Origin of the sequence: Pelomonas sp. V22, assembly GCF_030014915.1 — a bacterium.
GTDB lineage: Bacteria > Pseudomonadota > Gammaproteobacteria > Burkholderiales > Burkholderiaceae_C > JAUASW01.
On the sequence record NZ_JAGIXS010000004.1, the window covers coordinates 101,876 to 124,309 of the forward strand.

Annotated in this window: 23 protein-coding genes and 1 pseudogene; 13 read left to right on the forward strand and 11 right to left on the reverse strand. The window is 67.7% G+C overall.

The genetic code is table 11. The annotated features are described in order from the left end of the window. Positions 1 to 22 precede the first annotated feature (22 nt). From J7U46_RS14720 to J7U46_RS14740, 5 genes and pseudogenes are all read left to right on the forward strand, one after another. A complete protein-coding gene (locus tag J7U46_RS14720; RefSeq protein WP_282827100.1) occupies positions 23 to 352 on the forward strand; it encodes a PspC domain-containing protein in 330 nt (109 codons plus the stop codon). A 90-nt stretch (positions 353 to 442) separates the two neighbouring features. Next, positions 443 to 2,314, forward strand: a complete 1,872-nt coding sequence (locus J7U46_RS14725; RefSeq protein WP_282827102.1) for a radical SAM protein — start codon at positions 443 to 445, stop codon at positions 2,312 to 2,314. Positions 2,315 to 2,412: 98 nt separating this feature from the next. Then, positions 2,413 to 4,005, forward strand: coding sequence for a DUF1800 domain-containing protein (locus J7U46_RS14730; protein WP_282827104.1), 1,593 nt, complete (start codon positions 2,413 to 2,415; stop codon positions 4,003 to 4,005). 11 nt (positions 4,006 to 4,016) lie between these two features. Then, on the forward strand, positions 4,017 to 5,294 hold the full coding sequence (locus J7U46_RS14735; protein ID WP_282827107.1) for a DUF1501 domain-containing protein: 1,278 nt from the start codon (positions 4,017 to 4,019) through the stop codon (positions 5,292 to 5,294). A gap of 63 nt (positions 5,295 to 5,357) precedes the next feature. Continuing rightward, a pseudogene (locus J7U46_RS14740) lies at positions 5,358 to 5,535 on the forward strand (VOC family protein); the annotation flags it as partial. A gap of 22 nt (positions 5,536 to 5,557) precedes the next feature. Here J7U46_RS14740 and J7U46_RS14745 read toward each other — a convergent pair. Next, complete coding sequence (locus tag J7U46_RS14745) at positions 5,558 to 6,100, reverse strand: ankyrin repeat domain-containing protein (protein WP_282827109.1); 543 nt, start codon at positions 6,098 to 6,100, stop codon at positions 5,558 to 5,560. Positions 6,101 to 6,232: 132 nt separating this feature from the next. Between J7U46_RS14745 and J7U46_RS14750 the strand changes: the two genes are divergently transcribed. Both J7U46_RS14750 and J7U46_RS14755 read left to right on the forward strand, forming a co-directional pair. Further along, on the forward strand, positions 6,233 to 7,192 hold the full coding sequence (locus J7U46_RS14750; protein WP_282827111.1) for an AraC family transcriptional regulator: 960 nt from the start codon (positions 6,233 to 6,235) through the stop codon (positions 7,190 to 7,192). A 62-nt stretch (positions 7,193 to 7,254) separates the two neighbouring features. After that, a complete protein-coding gene (locus tag J7U46_RS14755) occupies positions 7,255 to 7,851 on the forward strand; it encodes a DUF4124 domain-containing protein (protein WP_282827113.1) in 597 nt (198 codons plus the stop codon). A gap of 30 nt (positions 7,852 to 7,881) precedes the next feature. On the opposite strand, the gene J7U46_RS14760 is transcribed toward J7U46_RS14755, so the two are convergent. Then, positions 7,882 to 8,271 carry a methylglyoxal synthase gene (locus J7U46_RS14760; protein WP_282827115.1) on the reverse strand — a complete coding sequence of 130 codons (390 nt, stop codon included), beginning with the start codon at positions 8,269 to 8,271 and terminating at the stop codon, positions 7,882 to 7,884. Between the two features lie 62 nt (positions 8,272 to 8,333). Here J7U46_RS14760 and J7U46_RS14765 point away from each other — a divergent pair, with 62 nt between their 5' ends. The 5 genes from J7U46_RS14765 to J7U46_RS14785 all read left to right on the forward strand — a co-directional run bounded on the left by J7U46_RS14765 (position 8,334) and on the right by J7U46_RS14785 (position 11,737). Then, complete coding sequence (locus tag J7U46_RS14765) at positions 8,334 to 9,476, forward strand: DSD1 family PLP-dependent enzyme (RefSeq protein WP_282827117.1); 1,143 nt, start codon at positions 8,334 to 8,336, stop codon at positions 9,474 to 9,476. Positions 9,477 to 9,529: 53 nt separating this feature from the next. Further along, positions 9,530 to 9,763: a DUF2789 family protein gene (locus J7U46_RS14770; protein ID WP_282827119.1), complete on the forward strand. Its 234-nt coding sequence runs from the start codon at positions 9,530 to 9,532 to the stop codon at positions 9,761 to 9,763. Further along, positions 9,760 to 10,263: a GNAT family N-acetyltransferase gene (locus J7U46_RS14775; RefSeq protein ID WP_282827121.1), complete on the forward strand. Its 504-nt coding sequence runs from the start codon at positions 9,760 to 9,762 to the stop codon at positions 10,261 to 10,263. The genes J7U46_RS14770 and J7U46_RS14775 overlap by 4 nt, the downstream gene beginning before the upstream one ends. Before the next feature lie 73 nt (positions 10,264 to 10,336). Continuing rightward, positions 10,337 to 11,470 carry a sterol desaturase family protein gene (locus J7U46_RS14780; protein WP_282827123.1) on the forward strand — a complete coding sequence of 378 codons (1,134 nt, stop codon included), beginning with the start codon at positions 10,337 to 10,339 and terminating at the stop codon, positions 11,468 to 11,470. A 6-nt stretch (positions 11,471 to 11,476) separates the two neighbouring features. After that, positions 11,477 to 11,737 carry a hypothetical protein gene (locus J7U46_RS14785; protein WP_282827125.1) on the forward strand — a complete coding sequence of 87 codons (261 nt, stop codon included), beginning with the start codon at positions 11,477 to 11,479 and terminating at the stop codon, positions 11,735 to 11,737. Here J7U46_RS14785 and J7U46_RS14790 read toward each other — a convergent pair. The 6 genes from J7U46_RS14790 to J7U46_RS14815 all read right to left on the reverse strand — a co-directional run bounded on the left by J7U46_RS14790 (position 11,734) and on the right by J7U46_RS14815 (position 17,787). After that, on the reverse strand, positions 11,734 to 12,573 hold the full coding sequence (locus J7U46_RS14790) for an alpha/beta fold hydrolase (protein WP_282827126.1): 840 nt from the start codon (positions 12,571 to 12,573) through the stop codon (positions 11,734 to 11,736). The genes J7U46_RS14785 and J7U46_RS14790 overlap by 4 nt on opposite strands. An 88-nt stretch (positions 12,574 to 12,661) precedes the next feature. After that, entirely contained in the window at positions 12,662 to 13,420 is a 759-nt protein-coding gene (locus J7U46_RS14795; RefSeq protein WP_282827127.1) for an ABC transporter ATP-binding protein, read from the reverse strand. Then, positions 13,417 to 14,256 (reverse strand): ABC transporter ATP-binding protein, encoded by an 840-nt coding sequence (locus J7U46_RS14800; RefSeq protein WP_282827129.1) that lies wholly within the window; start codon positions 14,254 to 14,256, stop codon positions 13,417 to 13,419. The genes J7U46_RS14795 and J7U46_RS14800 overlap by 4 nt, the downstream gene beginning before the upstream one ends. Continuing rightward, positions 14,253 to 15,167, reverse strand: a complete 915-nt coding sequence (locus tag J7U46_RS14805) for an ABC transporter permease (RefSeq protein WP_282827131.1) — start codon at positions 15,165 to 15,167, stop codon at positions 14,253 to 14,255. Before J7U46_RS14805 ends, J7U46_RS14800 begins: the two co-directional genes overlap by 4 nt. Then, a complete protein-coding gene (locus J7U46_RS14810; protein WP_282827133.1) occupies positions 15,164 to 16,186 on the reverse strand; it encodes an ABC transporter permease in 1,023 nt (340 codons plus the stop codon). The genes J7U46_RS14805 and J7U46_RS14810 overlap by 4 nt, the downstream gene beginning before the upstream one ends. Continuing rightward, on the reverse strand, positions 16,183 to 17,787 hold the full coding sequence (locus tag J7U46_RS14815; RefSeq protein WP_282827135.1) for an ABC transporter substrate-binding protein: 1,605 nt from the start codon (positions 17,785 to 17,787) through the stop codon (positions 16,183 to 16,185). Before J7U46_RS14815 ends, J7U46_RS14810 begins: the two co-directional genes overlap by 4 nt. An 84-nt stretch (positions 17,788 to 17,871) precedes the next feature. Between J7U46_RS14815 and J7U46_RS14820 the strand changes: the two genes are divergently transcribed. Further along, positions 17,872 to 20,034 carry an SMP-30/gluconolactonase/LRE family protein gene (locus J7U46_RS14820; protein WP_282827137.1) on the forward strand — a complete coding sequence of 721 codons (2,163 nt, stop codon included), beginning with the start codon at positions 17,872 to 17,874 and terminating at the stop codon, positions 20,032 to 20,034. Positions 20,035 to 20,348: 314 nt separating this feature from the next. Here the strand turns inward: J7U46_RS14820 and J7U46_RS14825 are convergent, their stop codons facing one another. From J7U46_RS14825 to J7U46_RS14835, 3 genes are all read right to left on the reverse strand, one after another. Next, a complete protein-coding gene (locus J7U46_RS14825) occupies positions 20,349 to 21,347 on the reverse strand; it encodes a hypothetical protein (RefSeq protein ID WP_282827139.1) in 999 nt (332 codons plus the stop codon). Between the two features lies 1 nt (position 21,348). Continuing rightward, positions 21,349 to 22,050, reverse strand: coding sequence for a hypothetical protein (locus J7U46_RS14830; protein ID WP_282827141.1), 702 nt, complete (start codon positions 22,048 to 22,050; stop codon positions 21,349 to 21,351). A 111-nt stretch (positions 22,051 to 22,161) separates the two neighbouring features. Next, complete coding sequence (locus J7U46_RS14835) at positions 22,162 to 22,380, reverse strand: PspC domain-containing protein (protein WP_282827143.1); 219 nt, start codon at positions 22,378 to 22,380, stop codon at positions 22,162 to 22,164. Between the last annotated feature and the right edge of the window lie 54 nt (positions 22,381 to 22,434).

Below are 22,434 nucleotides of genomic sequence, written 5' to 3' on the forward strand. Positions count from 1 at the left end.
AACACCAACGAGGAGAAGCAAGATGGACTTCAGCCAAGAACTCGAACGCCTCGCCGACCTGCATCAACGCGGGGTGCTGAACGACGAGGAATTCGCCCGAGCCAAGGCCCGCCTGCTGAACGGAGATCCGGCGCCGCAGCCGCAGCCCGCTTATGCCCACGGCGCCGCCGCGATCAACACCTTGCGCCGCAGCCGCGATGACCGCTGGATAGGCGGCGTCTGCGGGGGCATCGCCCGCATCACCGGCCTGGCCTCCTGGGTCTGGCGCCTGGCCTTCACGCTGGGCACGGTGTGCGCTGGTGGCGGCGTGCTGGTCTACCTGCTGCTGTGGATCTTCCTGCCGGAAGAATGAGCGGCCGCGCGACAATGGGCGGTCCGAGCGCCGCCCATGTTGTCGAATCCCGCCCCCTCCTCCCTCCGCATCCTCAGCGTCATCCCACCGATGACGCAGCTGAACACACCGTACCCGTCCACCGCCTACCTGACCGGCTTTCTGCGCTCGCGCGGCTTCGAGCAGGCGGCGCAGGAGGACCTGGCCCTGACCCTGGTGCTGCGGCTGTTCTCACGGGCCGGGCTGGCGAGGCTGCTGGCGATTTGCGAAGCGCAGCAGCGCCCTTCCGCCAAGCTGCGCAGCTTTATCGCCCAAGGCACGCGCTACATCGCCACCATTGAGGCTGTATTGGCCTTTCTGCAAGGCCGCGACGCAACGCTGGCCCATCGCATCAACACCCGCAGCTTCCTGCCCGAAGGCCCTCGCTTCGACACGCTGGAAGCCTATGCCGACGACGGCAGCGGCGACCCGCTCGCCTGGGCCTTCGGCGCGCTCGGCCTGCAGGACCGCGCCCGCCACCTCGCCACGCTCTACCTGAACGACCTGGCCGACGTGCTGCGCGAGGCCGTGGACCCGCGTTTCGAGTTCGTCCGCTACGCCGAGCAGCTGGCCACCAGCCAGCCGAGCTTCGACCCGCTGCATGAGGCCCTGATGGCGCCGCCGAACTGGGTGGACGAAACACTGCGCGAGCTGACCGTCGAGGCGGTGGCGCGGCACCGGCCCGAGCTGATCCTGCTGTCCGTGCCCTTCCCGGGCGCCGTCTATGCGGCGCTGCGCATCGCCCAGACGGTCAAGGCCCTGAACCCCGGCATCAAGATCGTGCTGGGCGGCGGCTTCGTCAACACCGAGCTGCGCGAGCTGGCCGAGCCCAGGCTCTTCGACTTCGTCGACTACGTGACGCTCGATGCCGGCGAGCGGCCGCTGCTCGCCTTGATCGAGCACCTGGGCGGCAAGCGCTCGCAGCAGCGCCTGGTGCGCACCTTCCTGCGCGACGAGTCCGGCGAGGTCAAGTACGTCAACTTCGTCGAGCCCGACGTGCCCTTCGCCGAGGTCGGCACGCCGACCTGGGATGGCCTGCCGCTGGACCGCTACCTGTCGCTGCTGGACATGCTGAACCCGATGAACCGGCTGTGGAGCGACGGGCGCTGGAACAAGCTGACCGTGGCCCATGGCTGTTACTGGAAGAAGTGCAGCTTCTGCGACGTGACGCTGGACTACATCTCGCGCTACGACGCCGCCTCGGCCGAGCTGCTGGTGGACCGCATCGAGACCATCGTGGCCGAGACCGGCCAGACGGGTTTCCATTTCGTCGACGAGGCCGCGCCACCCAAGTCGCTCAAGGCCTTGGCCGCCGAGCTGCAGAAGCGCGGCACGGCCGTCAGCTGGTGGGGCAATGTGCGCTTTGAAAAGACCTTCACGCCCGAGCTGTGCCAGCAACTGGCCGACAGCGGCTGCATCGCCATCTCCGGCGGGCTGGAAGTCGCGTCAGACCGGCTCCTGAACCTGATGCAGAAAGGCGTGTCGGTCGAACAGGTGGCGCGGGTGACCAAGGCCTTCAGCGATGCCGGCATCCTGGTCCACGCCTACCTGATGTATGGTTTCCCCACGCAGACCGTACAGGACACGGTGGACGCGCTCGAGTACGTGCGCCAGCTGTTCGAGCAGGGCTGCATCCAGAGCGGCTTCTTCCACCGTTTCGCCTGCACCGTGCATTCGCCGGTGGGCCAGAAGCCGGCCGATTTCGGTGTCACCCTGCTGCCGCTGCCGGACAGCCCGTTTGCCAAGAACGACGTGGGCTTCATTGACCCCACGGGCGTGGACCATGACGCGCTCGGCCTCGTGCTGAAGAAGGCCATCTACAACTTCATGCACGGCATCGGCCTGGAAGACGACGTGCGCCGCTGGTTCCCGTTCAAGGTGCCGCGTCCCACAGTGGCCCGCCACAAGATCGCCAAGGCCCTGGACGCCCGGGTCAACCACTAGCGCGTATCCGCCCGCCGGCAACAAAGCTTTGCATGGAGGCAATGCCGGCTTGATCGACACTGGCGAACCTGCAGGCCTTGGCTGTATGGAGTCGCAAGATGATCACAAGACGACAGGCCCTGCGGGGCATTTCGCTGGGAACCGCCCTGCCCTTGGCAGGATTCAGCCCCGCGCTCAGCTGGGCCCAGGCCGCGACGGCGCCGCTGAGCGCTGAAGAAAAGGCCCTGCATGCGCTGAACCGCCTGGCCTATGGGCCCCGGCCGGCCGACATGGCGGCCATCAAGCAGCAGGGCGCCGAGCGCTGGCTGCAGGCCTTCCTCGCCGCTCAGCTGGAACCGGCACGGCTCAGCCCGCCCGAGGCGCTGAAGACCCGGCTGGCCGCTCTCAATACCCAGACGCTCAGCCAGGGCGAGCTGATCGGCCGCTACCGCGAGGCCACGCAAGCCAACCGCGTGGCCAAGCGTGAAGCCGCCGCCATGGACGGCAAGGCCGACGACGCCAAGGTCCAGCAGGCCCAGGCCAATGCCCGCCGCGAGCTGGTGCGGCCGGTGGTGGCCGAGGCCGGCCAGGCGCGGCTCTTGCGCGCCATCGACAGCCCGGCCCAGCTCGAGGAAGTGCTGGTCGAGTTCTGGTTCAACCACTTCAATGTCTTCGCCGGCAAGGGGCCGGTGTCGGTGCTGGTCGGCTCTTACGAGCGTGAAGCGATCCGCCCCTTCGTGTTCGGCCGCTTCCGCGACATGCTGGCCGCCACGGCCAAGCATCCGGCAATGCTGATCTACCTGGACAACGTGCAGAGCGTGAAGGCCGGCTACCAGCCACCCGGCCGCCAGGCCCGCATCAATCCGAACGCCCAGCGCCTCTCTGGCCTCAACGAGAACTACGCCCGCGAGCTGATGGAGCTGCACACGCTGGGCGTGGACGGCGGCTACAGCCAGCGCGATGTGACCGAGCTGGCGCGCATGCTGACCGGCTGGACCGTCAACTACCGCGCCGCGCAGAGCGGTGCCAAGGGCCCGCTGTTCGAGTTCGACCCGCGCCGCCACGACAGCGGCAGCAAGCAATGGCTGGGCCGCTCGGTCAGCGGCGGCGGGCAGTCTGAAGGCGAGATGGCCCTCGATGTGCTGGCCGCCCATCCAGCCACGGCCAGGCACCTGGCCTTCAAGCTGGCCCAGGCCTTCGTGGCCGACCAGCCGCCGCCAAGCCTGGTGCAGCGCATGGCCGAGCGCTTCACCGCCACGCAGGGCAACCTGAAGGCCGTGACCCAGACCCTGATCACCTCGGACGAGTTCTGGAGCCGCGAGGCCTATGGCGCCAAGTTCAAGACGCCCTACCAATACGTGCTGAGCAGCCTGCGCGCGCTGGACGTGAGCACACCGGCCGACACCGGCCCGTTGATCCAGCTGCTGGCCCAGGCCGGCATGCCGCTGTATGGCTCGCAGACGCCCGACGGCTACAAGAACACGGCCGCCGCCTGGATGAACCCCGAGGCCCTGGCGCAGCGCGTGCAGTTCGCCAGCCAGCTGTCGGAGCGGCGCATGCGCCGGGGCACGAATGCCAATCTCGACAGCCAGGCCCTGATCGCCACGCTGGGGCCGCAGCTCAGCGAAACCACCCGCAAGAACATCGCGGCAGAGCCCGCCAACATACAGCTGACCCTTGCCCTGGGCAGCCCCGATTTCATGCGCCGTTGAGGAGGTCGCAAATGCAACGACGACACTTTCTGATGCAGACCGGCGCGCTGGCCGGCTGGACCCTGTGGTCGCGCGGCGCCCATGCCGCGGCCGATGCCGATCTGGCCAAGCGCAAGCTGGTCGTGATCATGCTGCGCGGCGCGGTGGACGGCCTCTCGGTCGTCACGCCCTATGGCGAGCGCGAGTACTACCAGGCACGCAGCAGCACGGCCCTGGCCGCGCCCGGCAGCGATGAAGGCACGCTCCTGAAGCTGGACAGCCGCTTCGGTCTCAACCCCGCCCTGGCCCGCCTCAAGCCTTTCTGGGACCAGGGCGCGCTCGGCTTCGTCCACGCCAGCGGCTCGCCGGACAGCACCCGTTCGCACTTCGATGCGCAGGACTACATGGAAAGCGGCACGCCCGGCCGCAAGAGCACGCCCGACGGCTGGATGAACCGACTGCTCGCCGGCCTGCCCGGCCCCTCGGCCCCGACGCGCGCGGTCAGCATGGGAGCCACGCCGCCGCGCATCTTTGCCGGCACGGCCAGCGTGGCCTCGCTGGGCGTGGGCCCGCGTGCGCTCGAGGCCAAGGCCATCGACGATCCCAAGATGCAGGCGGCGCTCGACAAGCTCTACGGCCAGGACGCCGCCATGGCGCGCACCTACAAGGACACGACTGAAGGCCGGGGCGAGATGAAGCGCAGCATGGAGGCCGGCGAGGCCCGCCGCGCCCAGGGTGGCGGTGGCATGGGCGGCCGCAGCATGGACCCCAGCGCCGACAACGGCGCGCCCTCGGCCCGCAGCTTCGCCGCCGATGCACGGCGCCTCGGCCAGCTGATCCAGGCCGATGCCCACACGCAGCTGGCCTTCACCTCGGTGGGCGGCTGGGACACCCACGTCAACCAGGGCGGCGCCAAAGGCCAGCTAGCCAACCGCCTTGCGAGCCTGGGCGAAGGCCTGGAGGCTCTGGCGCAAGGCCTGGGCGATAGCCTGAAGGACACGGTCATCGTCGTCATGAGCGAGTTCGGCCGCACCGTGCGCCAGAACGGCACCGGCGGCACCGACCACGGACGCGCCAACGTGATGTGGCTGCTCGGCGGCCCGGTGGCCGGCGGCCAGGTGATGGGCGACTGGCCCGGCCTCGAAACCTCGGCCCTGGCCGATGGCCGCGACCTGGCCGTGACCACCGACTTCCGCGCCGTCTTGAGCCCCATCCTGCAGCGCCACCTGGGTGTTGGCGATGCCGCATTGGCCCAGGTGTTCCCGGGCTATGGCGGCGGGACGCTGAAGGGTCGGGTCTTGCGCGCCTGAACGGCGAAGAGGGCCTCAGCGCCTTCGGCCGCATCTTTCGCGACATCACCGGTGCCAGCCCCGTTCCAGCGGGGCCTCTTTCGCCCCGGCCCGCCGGCGCACGATGCGGCCACTGGTGCTGCAGATGGTCGACTGCCGCGCAAGCCATGAGCGCATGTTGGCCCGCGGCGTGGAGTTCACGCAGGAGCCGGTGGAGCGCCACGACTCGGTGGACGCCGGCTTCCGCGACCCTTCGGGCAATCTGGCTGAAAGAGGATCCAGATTCAGGGGCCGGCGAGATAGCGCGCCAGCAAGGCGTCCACGGCAGGATCGCCGCTGGGATAGGCCGCCTCACCGACATCCGCCCCCGCCTGCAGCAAGGCCTCGATGACGGCCAGTTGCCCGGCGCGCGGTTCATGGACGGCCGACCACACGGTGCCGCCCAGCACGGTGCCGCCATACATATTGCGGACCTCGAGCGGCAGGCCCCGGGCGATCAGCATCTGCACCGTCTTGAGCTGCCCCCGGTTGGCCGCCCAGTGCAGGCCGTTGAGGCCTGTGCCCTGGCCGGCGAGCAGGTCCGCGCCCTGATCGAGCAGCAACTCCGCCAGCGCGGTCTCGCCGAGGAAGCAGGCACAGGCCAGGGCCTCGTTCAGGGCAGCCGGGCGGTCGTTGAAGCGGCCCTCCAGCAACCACTGAGCCACGCACGACGGCTCGTGCGGCTCGGCTTCAAACACGGGTGCCAACCAAGAGAAATCGCCCCGCTGCAGGGCAGCCGCAGCATCCTCGAAGCTGAGCCCTCGGTCGGCCGGTTCGGTGGGAGGCATGGTGGGCATTCCTTGTCTGCTGTCACGGCCATCTGGCCCGAGCATGATGCGGGTCGCCACCGGCAAGATCAAGCAAGCAAGTCCGCACAAGCGGACACGCACCCGCCATGGACGGCCACCCACAATGGCGCCATGTCTCGCAACCCACCCCATCTCGACACCGGCGGCAGCCGCCAGGCCCAGCTGATACAGCGGGCGCTGGACCATGTGGAAGCCCGGCTCGAGCAGGCACTCAGTGGCGCTGAACTGGCCGACCGGGCGGCCATGTCGCGCCACCATTTCCATCGGATGTTCCAGGCCCATGTGGGCTGCAGCGTGGCCAGCTATGTGGGCTGGCGGCGGCTGCAGCGGGCCTGCGCCCTGCTGGTCAGCGGCAAGGAGCCGGTGCAGGAAGTGGCCTGGCTGGTCGGCTTCGAATCGGCCCAGGCCCTGGCCAAGGCCATGCGCCGCGACCTCGACTGCACGCCCACGGCCGTGCGCAGTGGCAAGGCCCGACCCAGCCCACTGCCGCCCTGGCGGCGCCCCGATCTCGCCCACCTCATCAACCCTTCACAACCCGACGAAGACACCATGCAACCCAGCCGCCACGCCCATCTGCCCCCGGGGCTTTGCGCCCTCACCGCCACCGGTCGTGGCATGGTGGGCAACACCATGACACGTGCCGCCCAGCAGGCCTTCGGCGAGCTGCAGGCCGTCGTCGACACGGCCGGGCTGCGCGCCCATGTCGGCAGCTGGATGAGCCTGGTGCCGGACGATCCCAAGGGCCCCGATGATCCGCACTGCCGCTACGTGGCCGGCCTGATCTTCGGCTACCAGATGGCCGATGGCGAAGGCAGTGGCCACCAGCCGAGCGTCCCGCTGTCGGGCTCGCTCGCCTGGCAGGCGGTGCCGGCGGGCCGCTATGCGGTGTTCAGCCACATCGGCCCCTACTCGGGCCTGCACAAGACCTGGGCGGCGATCTACCGCGACTGGCTGCCGGCCTCGGGCGAGAAGCTGCGCGACGAGCCGCCGCTCGAACTGATGCTCAACAGCCCCGAGAACACGCCCCAGCACCTGCTGCACACGGAGATCTGGCTGCCGCTGCAGGCCTGATCCCCCAAGGGAGGGCGGCCGCCAGTCAACTCGCTGCGCCGGGCTGGCGTTAGGCTGCGACCATGCGCATGCCCTCCCTGCCCCTGATCGCCCTGCTGCTGCTCGCCAGCGTTTCGTTGCCCGCCACCGCCCAGTACCGCTGCCGGGCGCCGGACGGCAGCATCAGCTTCCAGCAAAACCCCTGCCCCGAGGGCGCCGGCCAGCAGAAGCTGGAGGTGCGCGTGAATGCGCCTGCGGCGCCCGGCGCAACGCCGGACTACGCCGGGTCGCTCAGCGAACTGGAACGCCAGCGCAAGATCCGTGAAGCCATCAGCGCCGGCCGGCCGATGGTGAGCATGACCCGCGCCGAGCTCGACGTGGCCATGGGTGCACCGCAACGCAGCAGCAGCGGCCAGGCCGGCCCCGACCAGAACGACCAGCTGCTCTACCTGCGCAATGGCCGCAGCATCTATGTCTCGCTGAAGAACGGCGTGGTCGTGGCCTTCGACGACGTCGATCCGCCGACGAACTCACGCGCCGCCTCGACCGCCAAGCCCTGCCCCTCGGCCCGCGAGATCCGTGACATCGAGATCGAGATCAGCAAGCTGGCCAACCGCGACAACAAGCCGCTGCAGCTGGAACTGAACAAACGCCTGCTGGACGCCCGGGCCTGCCGCTGAAAGACAGCAGCCGCCAGGCGGGCCGACGCCTCAGCCGCGAGCCTGCACCGCGCGCAGCAGCAGGCGCGCCCCCGACAGATTGGTGGCGCAAGGCACGTCATGCACGTCGCAGGCGCGCACCAGGGCGTTGATGTCGGGTTCGTGCGGCTGCGGCGTCATCGGATCGCGCAGGAAGATCACGGCATCGACCTCGCCGACGGCCAGGCGCGCACCGATCTGCAGGTCGCCCCCCATGGGGCCGCTGAGCAGGCATTCCACGTCCAGGCCGAGCTCCTTGCGCAGCCGGCCGCCGGTGGTGCCGGTCGCCATCAGGCGGCAGCCCTGCAGCAGCGGCAGGAACTCGGCGGCCAGGGCCAGCATGCTGTCCTTCTTGTGGTCGTGGGCGATCAGGGCCAGGCGCGGAACGGTGGGCAGGTTCATGGCACCATGCTAGCCCGCCGCCGGTTACGGCGCCGCCTCAATCTGCTCAGCCTCGTGATCGCATGACACTTCCCCTGCAACTGCCGCCCGCCGCCCGACCGGGCGATGCGCTCTCGGCCATCGACACCCCCGCCCTGCTGCTGGAGCTCGACGCCTTCGAGCGCAACCTGGACCGCATGCAGGCCGCCGCCCAGGCCGCCGGCGTGGCGTTGCGCCCCCATGCCAAGGCGCACAAATGCCCAGCCATCGCGCTGGCGCAGCTGCAGCGCGGCGCGGTGGGCATCTGCGTGCAGAAGGCCAGCGAGGCGATTCCCTTCGTCAACGCCGGCGTGCCGGACATCCTGATCAGCAACGAGACCGTGGGCCCGGCCAAGGCCGCCCTGGTGGCCGAGCTGGCGCGGCATGTCCGCCTCAGCGTCTGTGTGGACCATGCGAGCCAGATCGCCGACCTTGCTGCCGCCACTGCCGCCGCCGGCAGCCAGCTCTCGCTGCTGGTCGAGATCAACATCGGCCAGAACCGCTGCGGCGTGGCCGATGCGCCGGCCGTGGGGGCCCTGGTCTCCGAGATCCAGGCCCATCCGCAGCTGCGCTTCAAGGGCCTGCAGGCCTATCTCGGCAGCATCCAGCATCTGCGCAGTTACGAGGAGCGCCGCGCTGCAGCAGGGGGCGCTGCCGAGCGCACTGGCGCCGTGGTGAAGGCGCTGGCAGCGGCCGGCCTGCATTGCGAGGTGGTCACCGGCGGCGGTAGCGGCACGGTGGAGTTCGATCTGGCCAGCGGCGTCTACACCGAGGTGCAGCCCGGCTCCTACATCGGCATGGACGCCGACTACGGCCGCAATGATTTCGCTGGCAGCCTGCGCTTCGAGCACGCCTTGTTCCTGGCCAGCAGCGTGATGAGCGTGGGCAATGGCGAGCGCACCGTGCTGGATGCCGGCCTCAAGTCGCTGGCCGTCGATTCGGGCCTGCCCCTGATCTGGGAGCAAGGCCACGAGAGTGCCAAGCTCATCTACACCTCGGCCAACGACGAACACGGCATCGTCCAGCTGCGCGAGCCCGGGGCGGCGCGGCCGGCTCTTGGCCAGCAGCTCTGGCTGGTGCCTGGCCATTGCGATCCGACCTTCAATCTGCACGACGACTTGATCGCCGTGCGCGCCGGCCGGGTCGAGGCCGTCTGGCCGATCAGCGCACGCGGCCTGAGCCGTTGAGCCCATCCCTCGGGGGCGGCCGCTAGACTGAGCCATCGCTTCTGGAGTCGAACATGGAATCCCCGTTTCACAGCCTCGTCGATCTGTTCAAGCAACTGGGCCTGCCGCATGAGCCGGCCGCCATCCAGGTCTTCATAGAAAGCAATCGCAGCGCCTGCCTGGGATGCTCGGTGCAGGACGCGCCGGTCTGGTCCGAAAGCCAGGCCGCCTTCCTGCGCGAGGCGGTGGAAGCCGATGCCGACTGGGCCATCGCCGCCGAGTCACTCGCAGACTTGCTGTGCCGTTGATCCGCACCTATGAGCCAGCCGACTGGCCCCAGCTCTACCCGCTGCTGCAGCAAGTCTTCTCCACTGGCGACACCTATGCCTATGCGCCGCAGGCTGCTGAAGCCGAGCTGCACAAGACCTGGATAGAAGGTCCGGAAGCCACTTTCGTGATCTGCGGAGACGACGGCCAGTTGCTCGGCAGCTACGGGCTGCGGCCCAACCAGCCCGGCCAGGGCAGCCATGTGGCCAACTGCGGCTACCTCGTTGCACCGGCCGCGCGCGGCCTGGGCCTGGCCACGCTGATGTGCGAGCACTCGCAGGCCGAGGCGCTGCGGCGCGGCTACCGTGCGATGCAGTTCAACCTGGTGGTATCGACCAACACCGGCGCGGTGCGGCTGTGGCAGCAGCTCGGCTTCCAGATTGTCGGCACCCTGCCGGGCGCGTTCAAGCACCAGAGCCTCGGCTATGTCGATGCCTACGTGATGTTCAAGACCCTGGTCGGGCACTCAATCTCGGGGTAAGGACCCGCCGCCGACCACCGTCCTGCCGTCCCATAATCCGCGCATCAAAAACATCCCGGGGAGGGATTCTTCAATGCGCGCGCTCGACAAGCTGAACCGGCTCAGTGAATCACACGGGGCCCTGCCTTCCGGCAAGGGCCTGGTCTCAGGCGTCATCGCACTGGGCCTGGCGGTCCTGTGCTTTCTCGGCGTGCTGGCCTTCCACTGGCCCGAGTACCTGACGACCCCTCAGCTGCGTCAGTCCTACAAGATCGACACCATCCGGCTGCTGATGTTCTGGACCCTGGTGCTGTCCGGCGCCATCGCGCTCTACAACGTGATCCGGGGCCGGGCGCGCTGGCTGGCGCTGGCCAGCTTCGTGCTGATCGGGCTCTCGCTGGCCCTCGGCGGCCACAAGGTGCCGGTGGCCAGCGATTTCCCCGACCACACGCCCTACATCGGCCTGGACTGGTTCGTGCTCGACCTGCTCGGATCGACGCTGATCTTCGTCTTCATCGAAAAGCTGTTCGCCTTGCGCCGCGATCAGCCGGTGTTCCGCGCTGAGTGGCAGACCGACTTCCACCATTTCATCGTCAACCACATGCTGGTGGGCTTCGTACTGCTGGCCACCAACCTGCTCGTGCACAGGCTGTTCGGCTGGGCCGCCCATGAGGGCATCCGCGGCTGGGTGCAGCAGCTCAACTTCTGGCTGGCGCTGTTCCTGATCGTGCTGGTGGCCGACCTGGTGCAGTACTGGACCCATCGGGCTTATCACGAGGTGCCCCTGCTGTGGCGGCTGCATGCGGTGCATCACAGCGTCAAGAGCATGGACTGGCTGGCCGGCTCACGGCAGCACATCCTGGAGCTGATCATCACGCGCACCCTGGTGCTGGCGCCGATCTACGTTCTCGGCTTCAGCAAGGAGGTGATCGATGCCTACATCCTGGTCGTGGGCTTCCAGGCCGTGTTCAACCACGCCAATGTCAGCGTGCGCCTGGGTCCGCTGCGCCATGTCATAGTGACGCCCAACTTCCATCACTGGCACCATTCGCAGGACGACGAGGCGATAGACAAGAACTACGCCGCGCATTTCGCCTTCCTCGACATCCTGTTCGGCACCGCCGTCAAGTCAGACCGCAAATGGCCGGAGCGCTATGGTGTGATCGGCGACTATGTGCCCAACGGCTTCTTCAAACAGCTGCGCTTCCCCTTCACCTGGAAAGGCTGAAACCCGATGAGCAAATCGCTGATCTCGCTGCTGATCGTGGCCGGCCTGGTGGTGGCCGCTTTTGCCACCAACCCCTCGGCCGACCGGCACCGCGAGAAGATCAAACAGGCCGTGGCCGAGCGCAGCCACCTGGAGAGCGTGCTGGGCGTCGGCCACCTCGCGGCCTTCGCCTCCAAGTACCACTCGCTCGGCCTCGCCTCCTACACCACCGTCAACGACAAGCTGCGCTCCTTGGGTGTACTCGGCGTGGTCTTCGTGGCTGACTAGGCGACGGCTGCGGTCGGCTGAGCCGCCTGCGCCGACTGCCCCGCCTGCTCGGCGAAGAAACGCAGCAGGCGCGCGCTCACCAGGGCCGGCTCCTCGGCCGGCAGCCAGTGGCCCGACTCCGGGAAGTACTCGACCGCCGTCGCACCGAAGCGCTCGGCGAAGCGCCGGTCTATGTAGGGGTCGTGCTCGCCCCACAGCACCAGCGAGGGCTTGTGCGCCAGCAGCTGCTGCAGCTCTTGCTCCCAGCCCTGGAAGTGCTGCGGATCCATGGCCCGGTACCAGCGCAGCACCATGCGCTTCATCGCCGGCGTGATCAGCTCGTAGGTGCGATGAATCTGCTCAATGCTCAGCTTGCGCGAGGCGCGCTTGAGCTCGCGGGTGAAGCCGGTGCGGTTGGTCAGCGCCTGCACCAGCTCGCCGATCACGGGCGTGCGCCAGAGCCGGCCGAACAGATGCCAGCGGAAGTCCGAAGCGAACACCGTGTTCATGATCACCACGCTGCGCAGCTTCTCGGGATACCGCACGGCCCAGGCCAGGCCAAAGGGGCCGCCCACGTCGTGCACCACCAGGTTCAGCGGCTCGCTGATGCCGAGAGTCGTCACCAACTGATCGACGAAGCGGGCCATGCCCTCCAGCGAGCAATCGAAGTCCTCGGGTGCCGTCGAACGGCCATAGCCCGGCAGGTCGGGCGCGACGCAGCGCAGGTGCGGGCTGAGCGAAGGGATGATGCCGTTCCAGATTTCAGAAGAATCCGGATTGCCGTGCAGAAAGAGCGTGGGCGTGCCCTCCCCGCTGTCGACCAGATGAATCTGGCATTGCCCGACCTTGAGTGTCATTCGAAGTTCCTCCGTCCTATCGCCGTTCTTGTGCGGACGGCATCCTAGCCTCAGTTGCCGCTTGCTACCCAAAGCCAAGCCAAAGACTTCAGGATCTGACGAAACCCTCGGCCGCCCGCATCAGCGAGCGCGTGTAGTCCTGGCCCACGCGGCCCTGAGCCAGATCGACGGCTGCCAGCGTCTCGACCTCGCGGCCACGTTGCATCACCATCACCCGCTCGCACAAATGCGTGACCACCGCGAGGTCGTGGCTGACCATCAGGAAGGACAGGCCACGCTCGCGGCGCAGCGCCTCCAGCAGGTTCAGCACCTCGGCCTGCACCGAGGCATCGAGGGCCGAAGTCGGCTCATCGAGCAGCAGCAATTGCGGCTCAAGGATCAAGGCCCGCGCAATGGCCACTCGCTGGCGCTGGCCGCCGGACAGCTGGTGGGCATAGCGGAAGCGGTAGCTGCTGCCCAGGCCCACAGCTTCCAGCACGGCCGTGATGCGCGCTTCGGCCTCACCGATGCCGTGGATCAGCAGCGGCTCGGCCAGCATGCGGTCCACCGTCTGGCGCGGATGCAGGGAACCATAGGGATCCTGGAACACCATCTGCACCTGGCGGCGGAAGGCCTTGCTGCCGGGCGCCGGCAACTCGCCATCGCCCAGCAGCCGCACCTCGCCGGCCGCTCGCGGCACCAGGCCGCAGATCGCGCGCAGCACCGTGGACTTGCCCGATCCCGACTCACCCACCAGGCCCAGGCTCTCGCCCGGCGCCAGGCTGAAACTCATGTCGTGCAGGGCCGTGAACTCGCCGAAACGCACCTGCAGTTGACGGACCTCCAGGCCCAGCGCGGTGTCCCTCATGCTTTCCAGGCCTCCTCGCGTTGCAGGGCCGGCAGCGGATGGCGCGGCGCATCGAGGCGCGGCAGGCAGTCCAGCAGGCCTCGCGTGTAGGGATGCTGGGCCTCATGCAGGCGCGAAGCCGCGATCTCCTCGACCACGCGGCCGGCATACATCACCAGCACGCGGTCACAGAAGCTGGCCACCAGGCGCAAGTCGTGGGAGATGAAGACCAGGCCCATGTTGCGCTCGCGGACCAGGCGGTCCAGCACGGCCAGCACCTGCAGTTGCACGCTCACGTCCAGCGCCGAGGTCGGCTCGTCGGCGATCAGCAGCTCGGGCTCGGCCACGGTCATCATCGCGATCATCACGCGCTGGCCCATGCCGCCCGAGACCTCATGCGGATAGAGGCCGGCCACGCGTTCGGCCTCGCCGATGCCGACCTCGGCCAGTGCCGCCAGCATCCGCGCACGCGCCTCGCTGCGGCCGATCTTGCGATGCGCCTGCAGCGCTTCGATGATCTGCGCGCCAATCTTCATCACCGGGTTCAGCGAGTACTTGGGGTCCTGCATCACCAGGGCCATGCGACTGCCGCGCAGCGCGCGCCGCTCGGCACCGCTGCAGGCCTGCAGATCGATGCCGTCAAAGCGCAAGGCCTGGGCCTCGACCTGGGCACCCGGCGCCGACAGGCCGAGGATGGCCCGCCCGGTCTGCGACTTGCCAGAGCCCGATTCGCCGACGATGCCCAGCCGCTCACGGCCGAGCTGGAACGACACGCCACGCACGGCTTCGATGCGGCCGCCATCGCGCGCCGGATAGCTGACGCGCAGGTCTTGGACCTCAAGCAGCGGCGCTGTCATTCCGACTCCTTGGGATCGAGGGCGTCACGCAGGCCATCGCCCAGCAGATTGAATGCCAGGCTGACGATGAAGATGGCCAGACCTGGCCCCGCCGCCACCCACCATTGGTCCAGCACGAAGGCGCGGCCGCCAGCGATCATGGCGCCCCATTCGGGGCTGGGCGGCTGGGCGCCGAGCCCGAGGAAGCCGAGGCCGGCAGCGGTAAGGATGATGCCGGCCATGTCCAGCGTCACGCGCACGATCAGCGAAGGCAGGCACAGCGGCATCAGATGGCGCAGCACGATGCGCCAGCCGGAAGCGCCCTGCAATTGCACGGCGGCGATGAAGTCGGCGCCGCGCAGGCTCAGGGTCTCGGCCCGGGCAATGCGGGCATAGGCCGGCCAGGCGGTGATGGCGATGGCCAGCACCGCGTTCTCGATGCCGGGGCCGAGGGCTGCTACAAAGGCCAGGGCCAGGATCAGCTTGGGGAAGGCCAGGAAGATGTCGGTGATGCGCATCAGCACCGCGTCGACCCAGCCGCCGAAGTAGCCGGCCAGCGTGCCCACCAGCAGGCCGATGGGCGCGGCCAGGATGGCGACGACGGTGACCACGAAGAGCGTGATGCGCGAGCCCCAGACGATGCGCGAGAAGATGTCGCGGCCCTGCTCGTCCGTGCCCATCCAGTGCGCGGCCGAGGGCGGCAGCAGGCGGGCGTTCATCAGGTCGCCCACGTCGGGTGCCGAAGGCGCAATCCAGGGGGCCAGGGCCGCCATCGCCATCAGGAGCAGCACGAGAACCAGGCCGACCAGCGCCAGCCGGTTGCGCGCAAAGCTGCGCCAGCCGGCATAGAGGCGGCCCAGCAGGGCCTGGCGGCGCGATTGCGGCTGCTCGCTGCTCAGCCAGTCGTGGAGTGAGCTCGTCTTGTTCATCATCGCGTGCGCGGGTCCAGCACCCGGTACAGCAGGTCGGACAGCAGGTTCAGCGCGATGAAGATCGTGCCCACCACCAAGGTGCCGCCCAGCACGGCGTTCATGTCGGCGTTCTGCAGCGAGTTGGTGATGTACTGGCCGAGGCCGGGCCAGGCGAACACGGTCTCGGTCAGCACCGAGCCTTCCAGCAGGCCGGCAAAGCTCAGTGCGATCACGGTCAAGAGCGGCACGGCGGCATTGCGCAGCGCATGGCGCCAGACGATGCGCGCCTCCGACAGCCCCTTGGCCCGCGCCGCCACCACGTACTCCTGGCCCAGCTCCTTGAGCATGAAGCTGCGCGTCATGCGGCTGATGTAGGCCAGCGAGTAGTAGCCGAGCAGCACGCCCGGCAGGGCCAGGTGCGAGAGCGCGCTGCGAAAGGCCTCCCATTCACCCGCCATCGCGGCATCCACGAGGATCAGGCCGCTCACCACGGGCACGTTGTATTCAAAGGCGATGTCGATGCGGCCCGGCCCGCTGACCCAGCCCAGCTTGGCGTAGAACAGCACCAGGCCCATCAGGCCCAGCCAGAAGATGGGCACCGAGTAGCCGAAGAGGCCGATCAATCGCAGCAGTTGGTCAGCCAGGCGGCCGCGCCGCACCGCCGCCCACACGCCCAGCGGCACGCCGAACACCACGCCGATGACGATGCCCACCGTGGCCAGCTCCAGCGTGGCCGGGAACACGCGGGCGATGTCGTCGGCCACGGCGTGGTTGGTGAGGATGGACTGGCCCAGGTCGCCCTGCGCCACCTTCTTCAGGTAGAGGCCGAACTGCGCCAGCAGCGGCTGGTCCAGCCCCAGTTCCACGCGCACGCGCTGCAGTTGCTCCTCGCTCGCGCGGTCGCCGGCGATGGCCAGGGCCGGGTCCACCGGCACCACGCGACCGATGAAGAAGGTGACCGCCAGCAGGCCGAGGTAGGTCAGGGCCAGCGTGGCGAGCAGGCCCGCCGCGGCGCGCAGGAATTTCTTCGCTGCCTTCAAGGCTGCTTGCTCACCGTGAACAAATAGGTGGTGTCCGAGGTGGGGCCGAGGCGGAAGCCCTCTACACCCTTGCGCACCGCCGCCACCTGCGTCTGCTGGAACAGCAGCACGAAGGGGCTCGTCTTGCGGAACTCGGCCTGGATCTCCTGGTAGGCCTTGGCACGCTTGGCCGGGTCGCGCTCCAGCAGGGCGGCGTCGGTCTTCTTGGTCAGCTCGGGCGAGATCCAGCTGTTGCGCCAGGTCAGCGGCTTCAGCTTGGCCTCGTCGCTGTTGTCGGTGTTGCGGGTGAAGGCATCGGCATTGCTGTGCGGGTCCCAGTAGTCGGCCGCCCATTCGCCGATGTAGAGGTCGTGCTTGCGGGCCCGGTACTTGGTCAGCGTCTGCTTGCCATCGCCCGGGATGATCTCGATCTGGATGCCGGCGCGCTTGGCCGAGGCCTGCACCGCCTCGGCGATGCCCTGCACCGGCTGGATGGTGCGCGTGTCCATCGTCACCTTGAAGCCCTGGGGCAGGCCGGCCTTGGCGAGCAAGGCCTGAGCCTTGGCGGGGTCGTACTTGTAGGGCTTGTCGCTGCTCGCGCCCAGCATGCCGGCGGGCAGGAAGTTCTGGTGCGGCACGCCGATGTTCTTGATCAGAGTAGCGCCGATGGCGTCATAGTCGACCAGCCACTTGAAGGCCTCGCGCACCTCGGGCTTCGCGAGGTTGGCGTTCTTCAGGTTCAGGCTCAGGTAGTAGACCGTGCCCTTGGTGGTGGCCGTGAGCTGCACCTCGGGCCGGCCCTTCATGGCGTCGATGTCTTGCGGCGCGAGGTTGCGCGCGATGTCGATGTCGCCTTTCTCGAGCAGCAAGCGCTGCGTGGCGGCTTCCTTCACATGGCGATAGATGGCGCGCACCAGCGGCGGCTTCTTGCCATGGAACTGGTCATTGCGCTCCAGCACCAGCAGCTCGTTGGCCCGCCATTCGCGCAGCTTGTAGGGGCCGGAACCGGCGTGGCCGGTCTTGAGCCAGGCATTGCCCAGGTCCGTGCCCTGGGCCTTGGTGAGCAGCAGCTTCTTGTCCAGCACCGAGGCCACATTGGCCGTCAGGCAGTTCAAGACATAGCTGGGCGCATAGGCCTTGTCGGTTTCTATCGTCAGCGTGAGCGGGCCGGTCTGGCGGATCTTCTCGGCCACATTGGTCTTGCTGAGGCCCAGCTGGGTGAGGATGAAGGCCGGCGTCTTGTCCAGCAGCACGGCGCGCTGCAGCGACCACACGACCTCCTCGGCCGTCAGCGCATTGCCGGAGGAGAAGCGCAGGCCGGGCAGCAGCTCGAAGCTGTAGGTCTTGCCATCGGCCGAGACGGTCCAGCTCTTGGCCAACGCGCCGCTCAGCTTGGTCGGGTCGGCTGGTTCGAACTGCACCAGGCGCTCGTAGGTATTGCCGACGATCTCGCCGGTGGCGATCTCGAAGGCCTCGGCCGGGTCCATCGAGATGATGTCGTCGAAGGCCATGGCCTGGACCAGGCTGTCCTTGGGCGTGGCGGCCTGCAGCGGCGCCAGGGCGGTGGCCAGCAGCAAGGCAGGGATCAGCAGAAGGCGCGGCTTGATGGTGAAGGCGGGCAAGATCAGGTCCTCCGGTAGGCCCCGGATTGTTGCCGATGACGAGAGGCCTGATGGGCGAGAGGCGACGGTTACGATGCCCGGCCGATGAAGACCTCCTCTCCTCCGCCCTCGCGCCGGCTGTACCTTCTGCTGGGTCTGCTCGCACTGGCTGCGGGCCTGGCCGCCTGGTGGCTGCTGCCCCGCAGTGCGACGCCGCCGCCTGCTGAGACTGCCGCCGCCGACCGCGTCGCCAGCGGCACCGTGCCCGAGCCGACGCCCTTGCCGCCGCCACCCACCCAGGCCGGCAGCCCCGTCCATGTGGCCTTGCTGGCGGGCGACGGCGTGGCCGGGTTCCGCGAAGGGCCAGCGGCGCAGGCACGCTTTGCCGATCCCTATGGCCTGGCAGTGGCGCCGGACGGCCGCGTCTTCATCGCCGATGGCGGCGACAACAACCGCATCCGCGTGCTGGAGCGCGACGGCCAGGTGCACACGCTGGCCGGCAAGGAGGAAGGCTTCACCGACGAGGCGGGCGCACAGGCCCGCTTCAACACGCCCTCGGGCCTGGCGCTGGACGCAGCCGGCAATCTCTACGTTGCCGACACCGGCAACCACGCGATCCGCAAGGTGAGCCCGCAAGGCCAGGTCATCACGCTGGCTGGCGATGGCGCCGCTGGCTGGCGCGATGGCCCCGGCAAGCAGGCCCGCTTCAATGCGCCGCTGGCGGTGGCGGTCGACGCCCAAGGCCGCGTCTTCGTGGCAGACAGCTACAACGACCGCATCCGCATGATCACGCCGGACGGCCTGGTCACGACGCTGGCCGGCGCCGGCCATCCCGGCCATGCCGACGGCCCCGGGGCCAAGGCGCTGTTCGACACGCCCTCGGGCCTCACGCTGAGCGCGGACGGCCGGCTGTGGGTGGCCGACACACGCAACCACGCGATCCGCCTCGTCGACACCGAGACCGGCGAAGTGCAGACCTGGCTCCGAAGTGCCGACGACGACGAACAAGCCCTCCTGCACCGCCCCCTGAGCCTCGCGTTCACGCATGACGGCGTGCTGCTGGTGAGCCTGCTCGGCGACGGCGCGCTCTTGCAGATCACGCCCGACAAGCAGGCTCACGAGCTCACCGGCGGCGCGCTGCGCTTCTCGCGTGCGAGCTGCATTGCGGTCGATGGACGCGGCCGCGTGCTGGTGGCCGATGCGCCGGCGATGCGCGTGCATGAGGTCCGGCCTGGCGCCGGCGACTCCGGCCCGCTGGGCCCGGCTCCGGAGCAACCGCGACTGAACACCGAAGGCCATTGGCCGCTGCGCCCGCAAGGCGCATGGCATGAGGTGGTCGGCATGCTGGGCGAGGTGCGCGGCGGCCGCGACAAGGCCCGCAAGCTGGACAGCCGCCATCACCTGCATGCCGGCCTCGACATCCGCGGCGACGTGGGCGATTCGGTGCTGACGATTGCCGACGGCAAGGTCTTGAGCCCGGCGGCGGCTTATGGCTTCGGCCGGCTGGGCGAGGGCCTGGCCATCGGGCCCTTGATGTACATCCACATCAAAGTCGGCCGCAACATGGCGGGCAAGGCACTGGACCCGTCTCGCATGCCCATCCTGCGTAGCAGCGCCGGCAAGCCCGAGCGCGTGCGCGTGGCCCGGGGCACGCGCTTCAACGCCGGCGAGGTGATAGGCAGCATCAACCCCATGGCCCATGTGCACCTGGCACTCGGCGCGCCGGGCTTCCAGCGCGATCCGCTCACACTCGGCTTCACCGGCTTCGTTGACCATGTGCAGCCCCGCATCGACTCGATCGAGCTGTTCGACGCCGCCGGCAAGCGGCTCAAGCGCGAACTGAACGGCCGCCTGCTCGTGCCACGCGCGCCGCTGCAGATCGTCGTGGACGCCTGGGACCAGGTCGACGACAACCTGGAACGCCGCCGCCTCGGCGTGCAGAAGCTGTCATGGCAGTTGCTCCATGAAGACGGCACGCCGGTGGCCGGTTTCGAACAGCCCCGAGAGACCCTGAACTTCGAACGCCTGCCGGTCGACGACGAGCTCGGCGTCAAGCTCGCCTACGCCCCCAGCAGCGGCATCACCGTCTACGGCAGCCGCGCCACGCAGTTCCGCTACCAGCTCGCCAACGAGGTGCGCGATGGGCGGGCGGTGGAGGGGCGGTGGGATCCCACGGGCTTGCCGGCGGGTTCCTATCAGTTGCGCGCGAGCGTGAGAGATGCGAGTGGAAATGGGGCAACTCGCAGCCTGCCATTGTTGCTGCAATAGACGGAGTGTCTGCTCAAGCATGCAATTCAAATCGTCGGCCTCGCCAAACTCTTGAGCATGCGATTGAGCGTCGCCCTGGCCTCTTGCTTGCCCGCCTCGTCCAGGGCCGCCGCTGACTGACACATCACTCTTGGCTGCAAGTGCAGCTAATAGCCTCGCTTCAAGCTCGCCAGCCCGGCCCGGCGCAAGGCCTTAAAACGATCCCTGCGGGCGCGCCGCTTGTACAAATCAGCCACGTATCACCGTGAGGGATACACATGGAGCCAAAGCGGACCGTGCACATTCTGTCGGCCCAATGTGGTCGGCTCGATCCCTCAGCTTCGGCGCTTCCCCAACTCCTCGCGCTGAAGTATCCGCTGCAGCGTCTGCTGCGCCTCCTTCTTTGCCTCCTCGTCCAATCCAGCCTCGGCCTGACTGACTACATCGGTCTTCGCCAGGATGGTCGCCTGGTACTTCCGTTCCAATGGCGCAGGATAGTTGCCCAGTTGCGGCCAGTCCGGGAATCCAGCCCGCCGAGCGAGGTCCAGATAGGGTGCCCAATCTCTGCGAAGCGCAGGTTGCTCGGCAGCTAGCAGAAGCACAAAGCGGGCCTTGTCGACTTCGATCGATGGAACCTGGGCATTCGGACGCAAGATCGTGGTCAGCGCGGCGACTGAATGCAGATCGCCATTGGCGGCATCGCGAACGAGTGCCGCAATGATACGAGGATCCGATACCCGGAACGACCCGAACAGCTCGGCGGCGCTGGACTCGATGCCACCCTCGAGTGCAATCCGCAGCAAGGTCTCTCGAATCGATCCTGCCCCCTGATCCACCGTCTGACACTGCGATTGAAGTTGCTGTTCCGCGCGATATGAAGCTGCGTGATACCGATTCATCACAATATCCCGCTCCGTGGACATCAACTCCTGCAGGCCGTTCATTCGGGCTTCAACATACAGGCAACGTCCCACGACGCGCGCCATCTCGAACGCAAGTCGTCCATTTCGAGTATGGATGGCCTCTTCGATATGGGCTCGAAGCCCCCTTGGATACTTGAGCAGATCGAAATCGGAATTTGTTTCGATCAGCTTCGGACCTTCCTTGGTCAGCAATCCCTGGGCCTGGCTGGCGAGAACGTCAGGTGCGGCCGCCGCGACCGGTGTCTCAGCCACCTCGGCACCATGGTGGGCGCCACCCCGGCGCCCCTCGGGCATAGGGGCACGTGGGCTCTCCCTCAACATCGATACAACGAAGAAGCAACCGACAGCCATCAAAGCAGCAACGCTCGCGACCAGCGCTGCAGGCCTGGTGAAAGACTTGATCATTGACATCTCAACCTCCCTCAGCGCGTCTGTTGCAGATCTCGAATATTGCGGTGATATCTCTTTCCCTTTGCAGCATGTCTTGCGCGGCCACAGAAAGGCAGTCCTTTCCGAACGGCTTGCGGAGCCGATCCAGAAGTTCAAAAGGATCTCCAAGAAATGGAGGCCCACTCTTGTTGCAATTGTCGATCGCTCCTTTGTAGGTCGTGAGGCTCACGGTCTGCTGCCGCTCTTTGTCGGCCTGACAAAGCGCCTTTTCCTCGGCGATCTTCTCGGGACTCTTTGGAGGTTTCCGCGGAACCACACCACCCCCCGCAAGCGGAGTCCCCTCCACGGGATTCGTCGTTGGCGGCGGTGGCGAAGGCGGCGGTGGCGTCTTGGGCGGCGAGTTGATGACGACGGGGTCGAGCGTGGTGGTCCCCCCCGAACCACCGCCGCCCGCCCCAGGCGATTCACCAATCGGATTACACGTGGAATCGGTCTCGTTCCACAGGAAGCCATCCTCGCACCCCCCCTGCCCCGGCTGGACCTGCAGCATGGGTTTTACGGCCACAGGACCATTCGGCGGTGGCGCACGAGTCACCGGGCTCTTGGCCGGGGCCTGCTTCTGAGCCGGCTTCTGCACCTGGGCCGAAGCCATCGCACTGGGAAGTGCCACGGCCAAGGCCACAAGCGTCAGCTGAGAAAATCGCTTCGCTGTAGTGCTGTTCATTCGTCCCCTCCATTGTTTGGTGATGCCAACATTCGGCGGCGACGAGAAGCACTTACATAAGGATTTCCCTAACTATTTTTATGAGCGTAGTAAAAGTTGACGATCGGCACCTCACTGGGATCGATAGTCATTGAGGTCGAACGGCTTTCGCGGATCGTCGGGCATGGCGAAGTAGAGGACCACGTACACAAGAACCGGGAAGCCGGTGAACAGAACGGCGGCCACGGTGAGGATGCGCAGCATGCGTTTTTCCCATTCCAGGTATTCGGCGATGCCGCCGCACACGCCGCCGAAGACGCGGTCATTCGACTTGTGAAGCTTGGGGTCCATGGCCTCTCCTCCCCCGCTGAGTTCTTGATTGATTCGTTCCGCGATTAACCTCAA

Excerpts from the sequence above, each read along its gene's own strand:
- J7U46_RS14720 (WP_282827100.1), top strand. The coding sequence starts at position 23 with ATGGACTTCAGCCAAGAACTCGAACGCCTCGCCGACCTGCATCAACGC.
- J7U46_RS14725 (WP_282827102.1), top strand. The coding sequence starts at position 443 with ATGACGCAGCTGAACACACCGTACCCGTCCACCGCCTACCTGACCGGC.
- J7U46_RS14730 (WP_282827104.1), top strand. The coding sequence starts at position 2,413 with ATGATCACAAGACGACAGGCCCTGCGGGGCATTTCGCTGGGAACCGCC.
- J7U46_RS14735 (WP_282827107.1), top strand. The coding sequence starts at position 4,017 with ATGCAACGACGACACTTTCTGATGCAGACCGGCGCGCTGGCCGGCTGG.
- J7U46_RS14745 (WP_282827109.1), bottom strand. The coding sequence starts at position 6,100 with ATGCCTCCCACCGAACCGGCCGACCGAGGGCTCAGCTTCGAGGATGCT.
- J7U46_RS14750 (WP_282827111.1), top strand. The coding sequence starts at position 6,233 with ATGTCTCGCAACCCACCCCATCTCGACACCGGCGGCAGCCGCCAGGCC.
- J7U46_RS14755 (WP_282827113.1), top strand. The coding sequence starts at position 7,255 with ATGCGCATGCCCTCCCTGCCCCTGATCGCCCTGCTGCTGCTCGCCAGC.
- J7U46_RS14760 (WP_282827115.1), bottom strand. The coding sequence starts at position 8,271 with ATGAACCTGCCCACCGTTCCGCGCCTGGCCCTGATCGCCCACGACCAC.
- J7U46_RS14765 (WP_282827117.1), top strand. The coding sequence starts at position 8,334 with ATGACACTTCCCCTGCAACTGCCGCCCGCCGCCCGACCGGGCGATGCG.
- J7U46_RS14770 (WP_282827119.1), top strand. The coding sequence starts at position 9,530 with ATGGAATCCCCGTTTCACAGCCTCGTCGATCTGTTCAAGCAACTGGGC.
- J7U46_RS14780 (WP_282827123.1), top strand. The coding sequence starts at position 10,337 with ATGCGCGCGCTCGACAAGCTGAACCGGCTCAGTGAATCACACGGGGCC.
- J7U46_RS14785 (WP_282827125.1), top strand. The coding sequence starts at position 11,477 with ATGAGCAAATCGCTGATCTCGCTGCTGATCGTGGCCGGCCTGGTGGTG.
- J7U46_RS14790 (WP_282827126.1), bottom strand. The coding sequence starts at position 12,573 with ATGACACTCAAGGTCGGGCAATGCCAGATTCATCTGGTCGACAGCGGG.
- J7U46_RS14795 (WP_282827127.1), bottom strand. The coding sequence starts at position 13,420 with ATGAGGGACACCGCGCTGGGCCTGGAGGTCCGTCAACTGCAGGTGCGT.
- J7U46_RS14800 (WP_282827129.1), bottom strand. The coding sequence starts at position 14,256 with ATGACAGCGCCGCTGCTTGAGGTCCAAGACCTGCGCGTCAGCTATCCG.
- J7U46_RS14805 (WP_282827131.1), bottom strand. The coding sequence starts at position 15,167 with ATGATGAACAAGACGAGCTCACTCCACGACTGGCTGAGCAGCGAGCAG.
- J7U46_RS14820 (WP_282827137.1), top strand. The coding sequence starts at position 17,872 with ATGAAGACCTCCTCTCCTCCGCCCTCGCGCCGGCTGTACCTTCTGCTG.
- J7U46_RS14825 (WP_282827139.1), bottom strand. The coding sequence starts at position 21,347 with ATGTCAATGATCAAGTCTTTCACCAGGCCTGCAGCGCTGGTCGCGAGC.
- J7U46_RS14830 (WP_282827141.1), bottom strand. The coding sequence starts at position 22,050 with ATGAACAGCACTACAGCGAAGCGATTTTCTCAGCTGACGCTTGTGGCC.
- J7U46_RS14835 (WP_282827143.1), bottom strand. The coding sequence starts at position 22,380 with ATGGACCCCAAGCTTCACAAGTCGAATGACCGCGTCTTCGGCGGCGTG.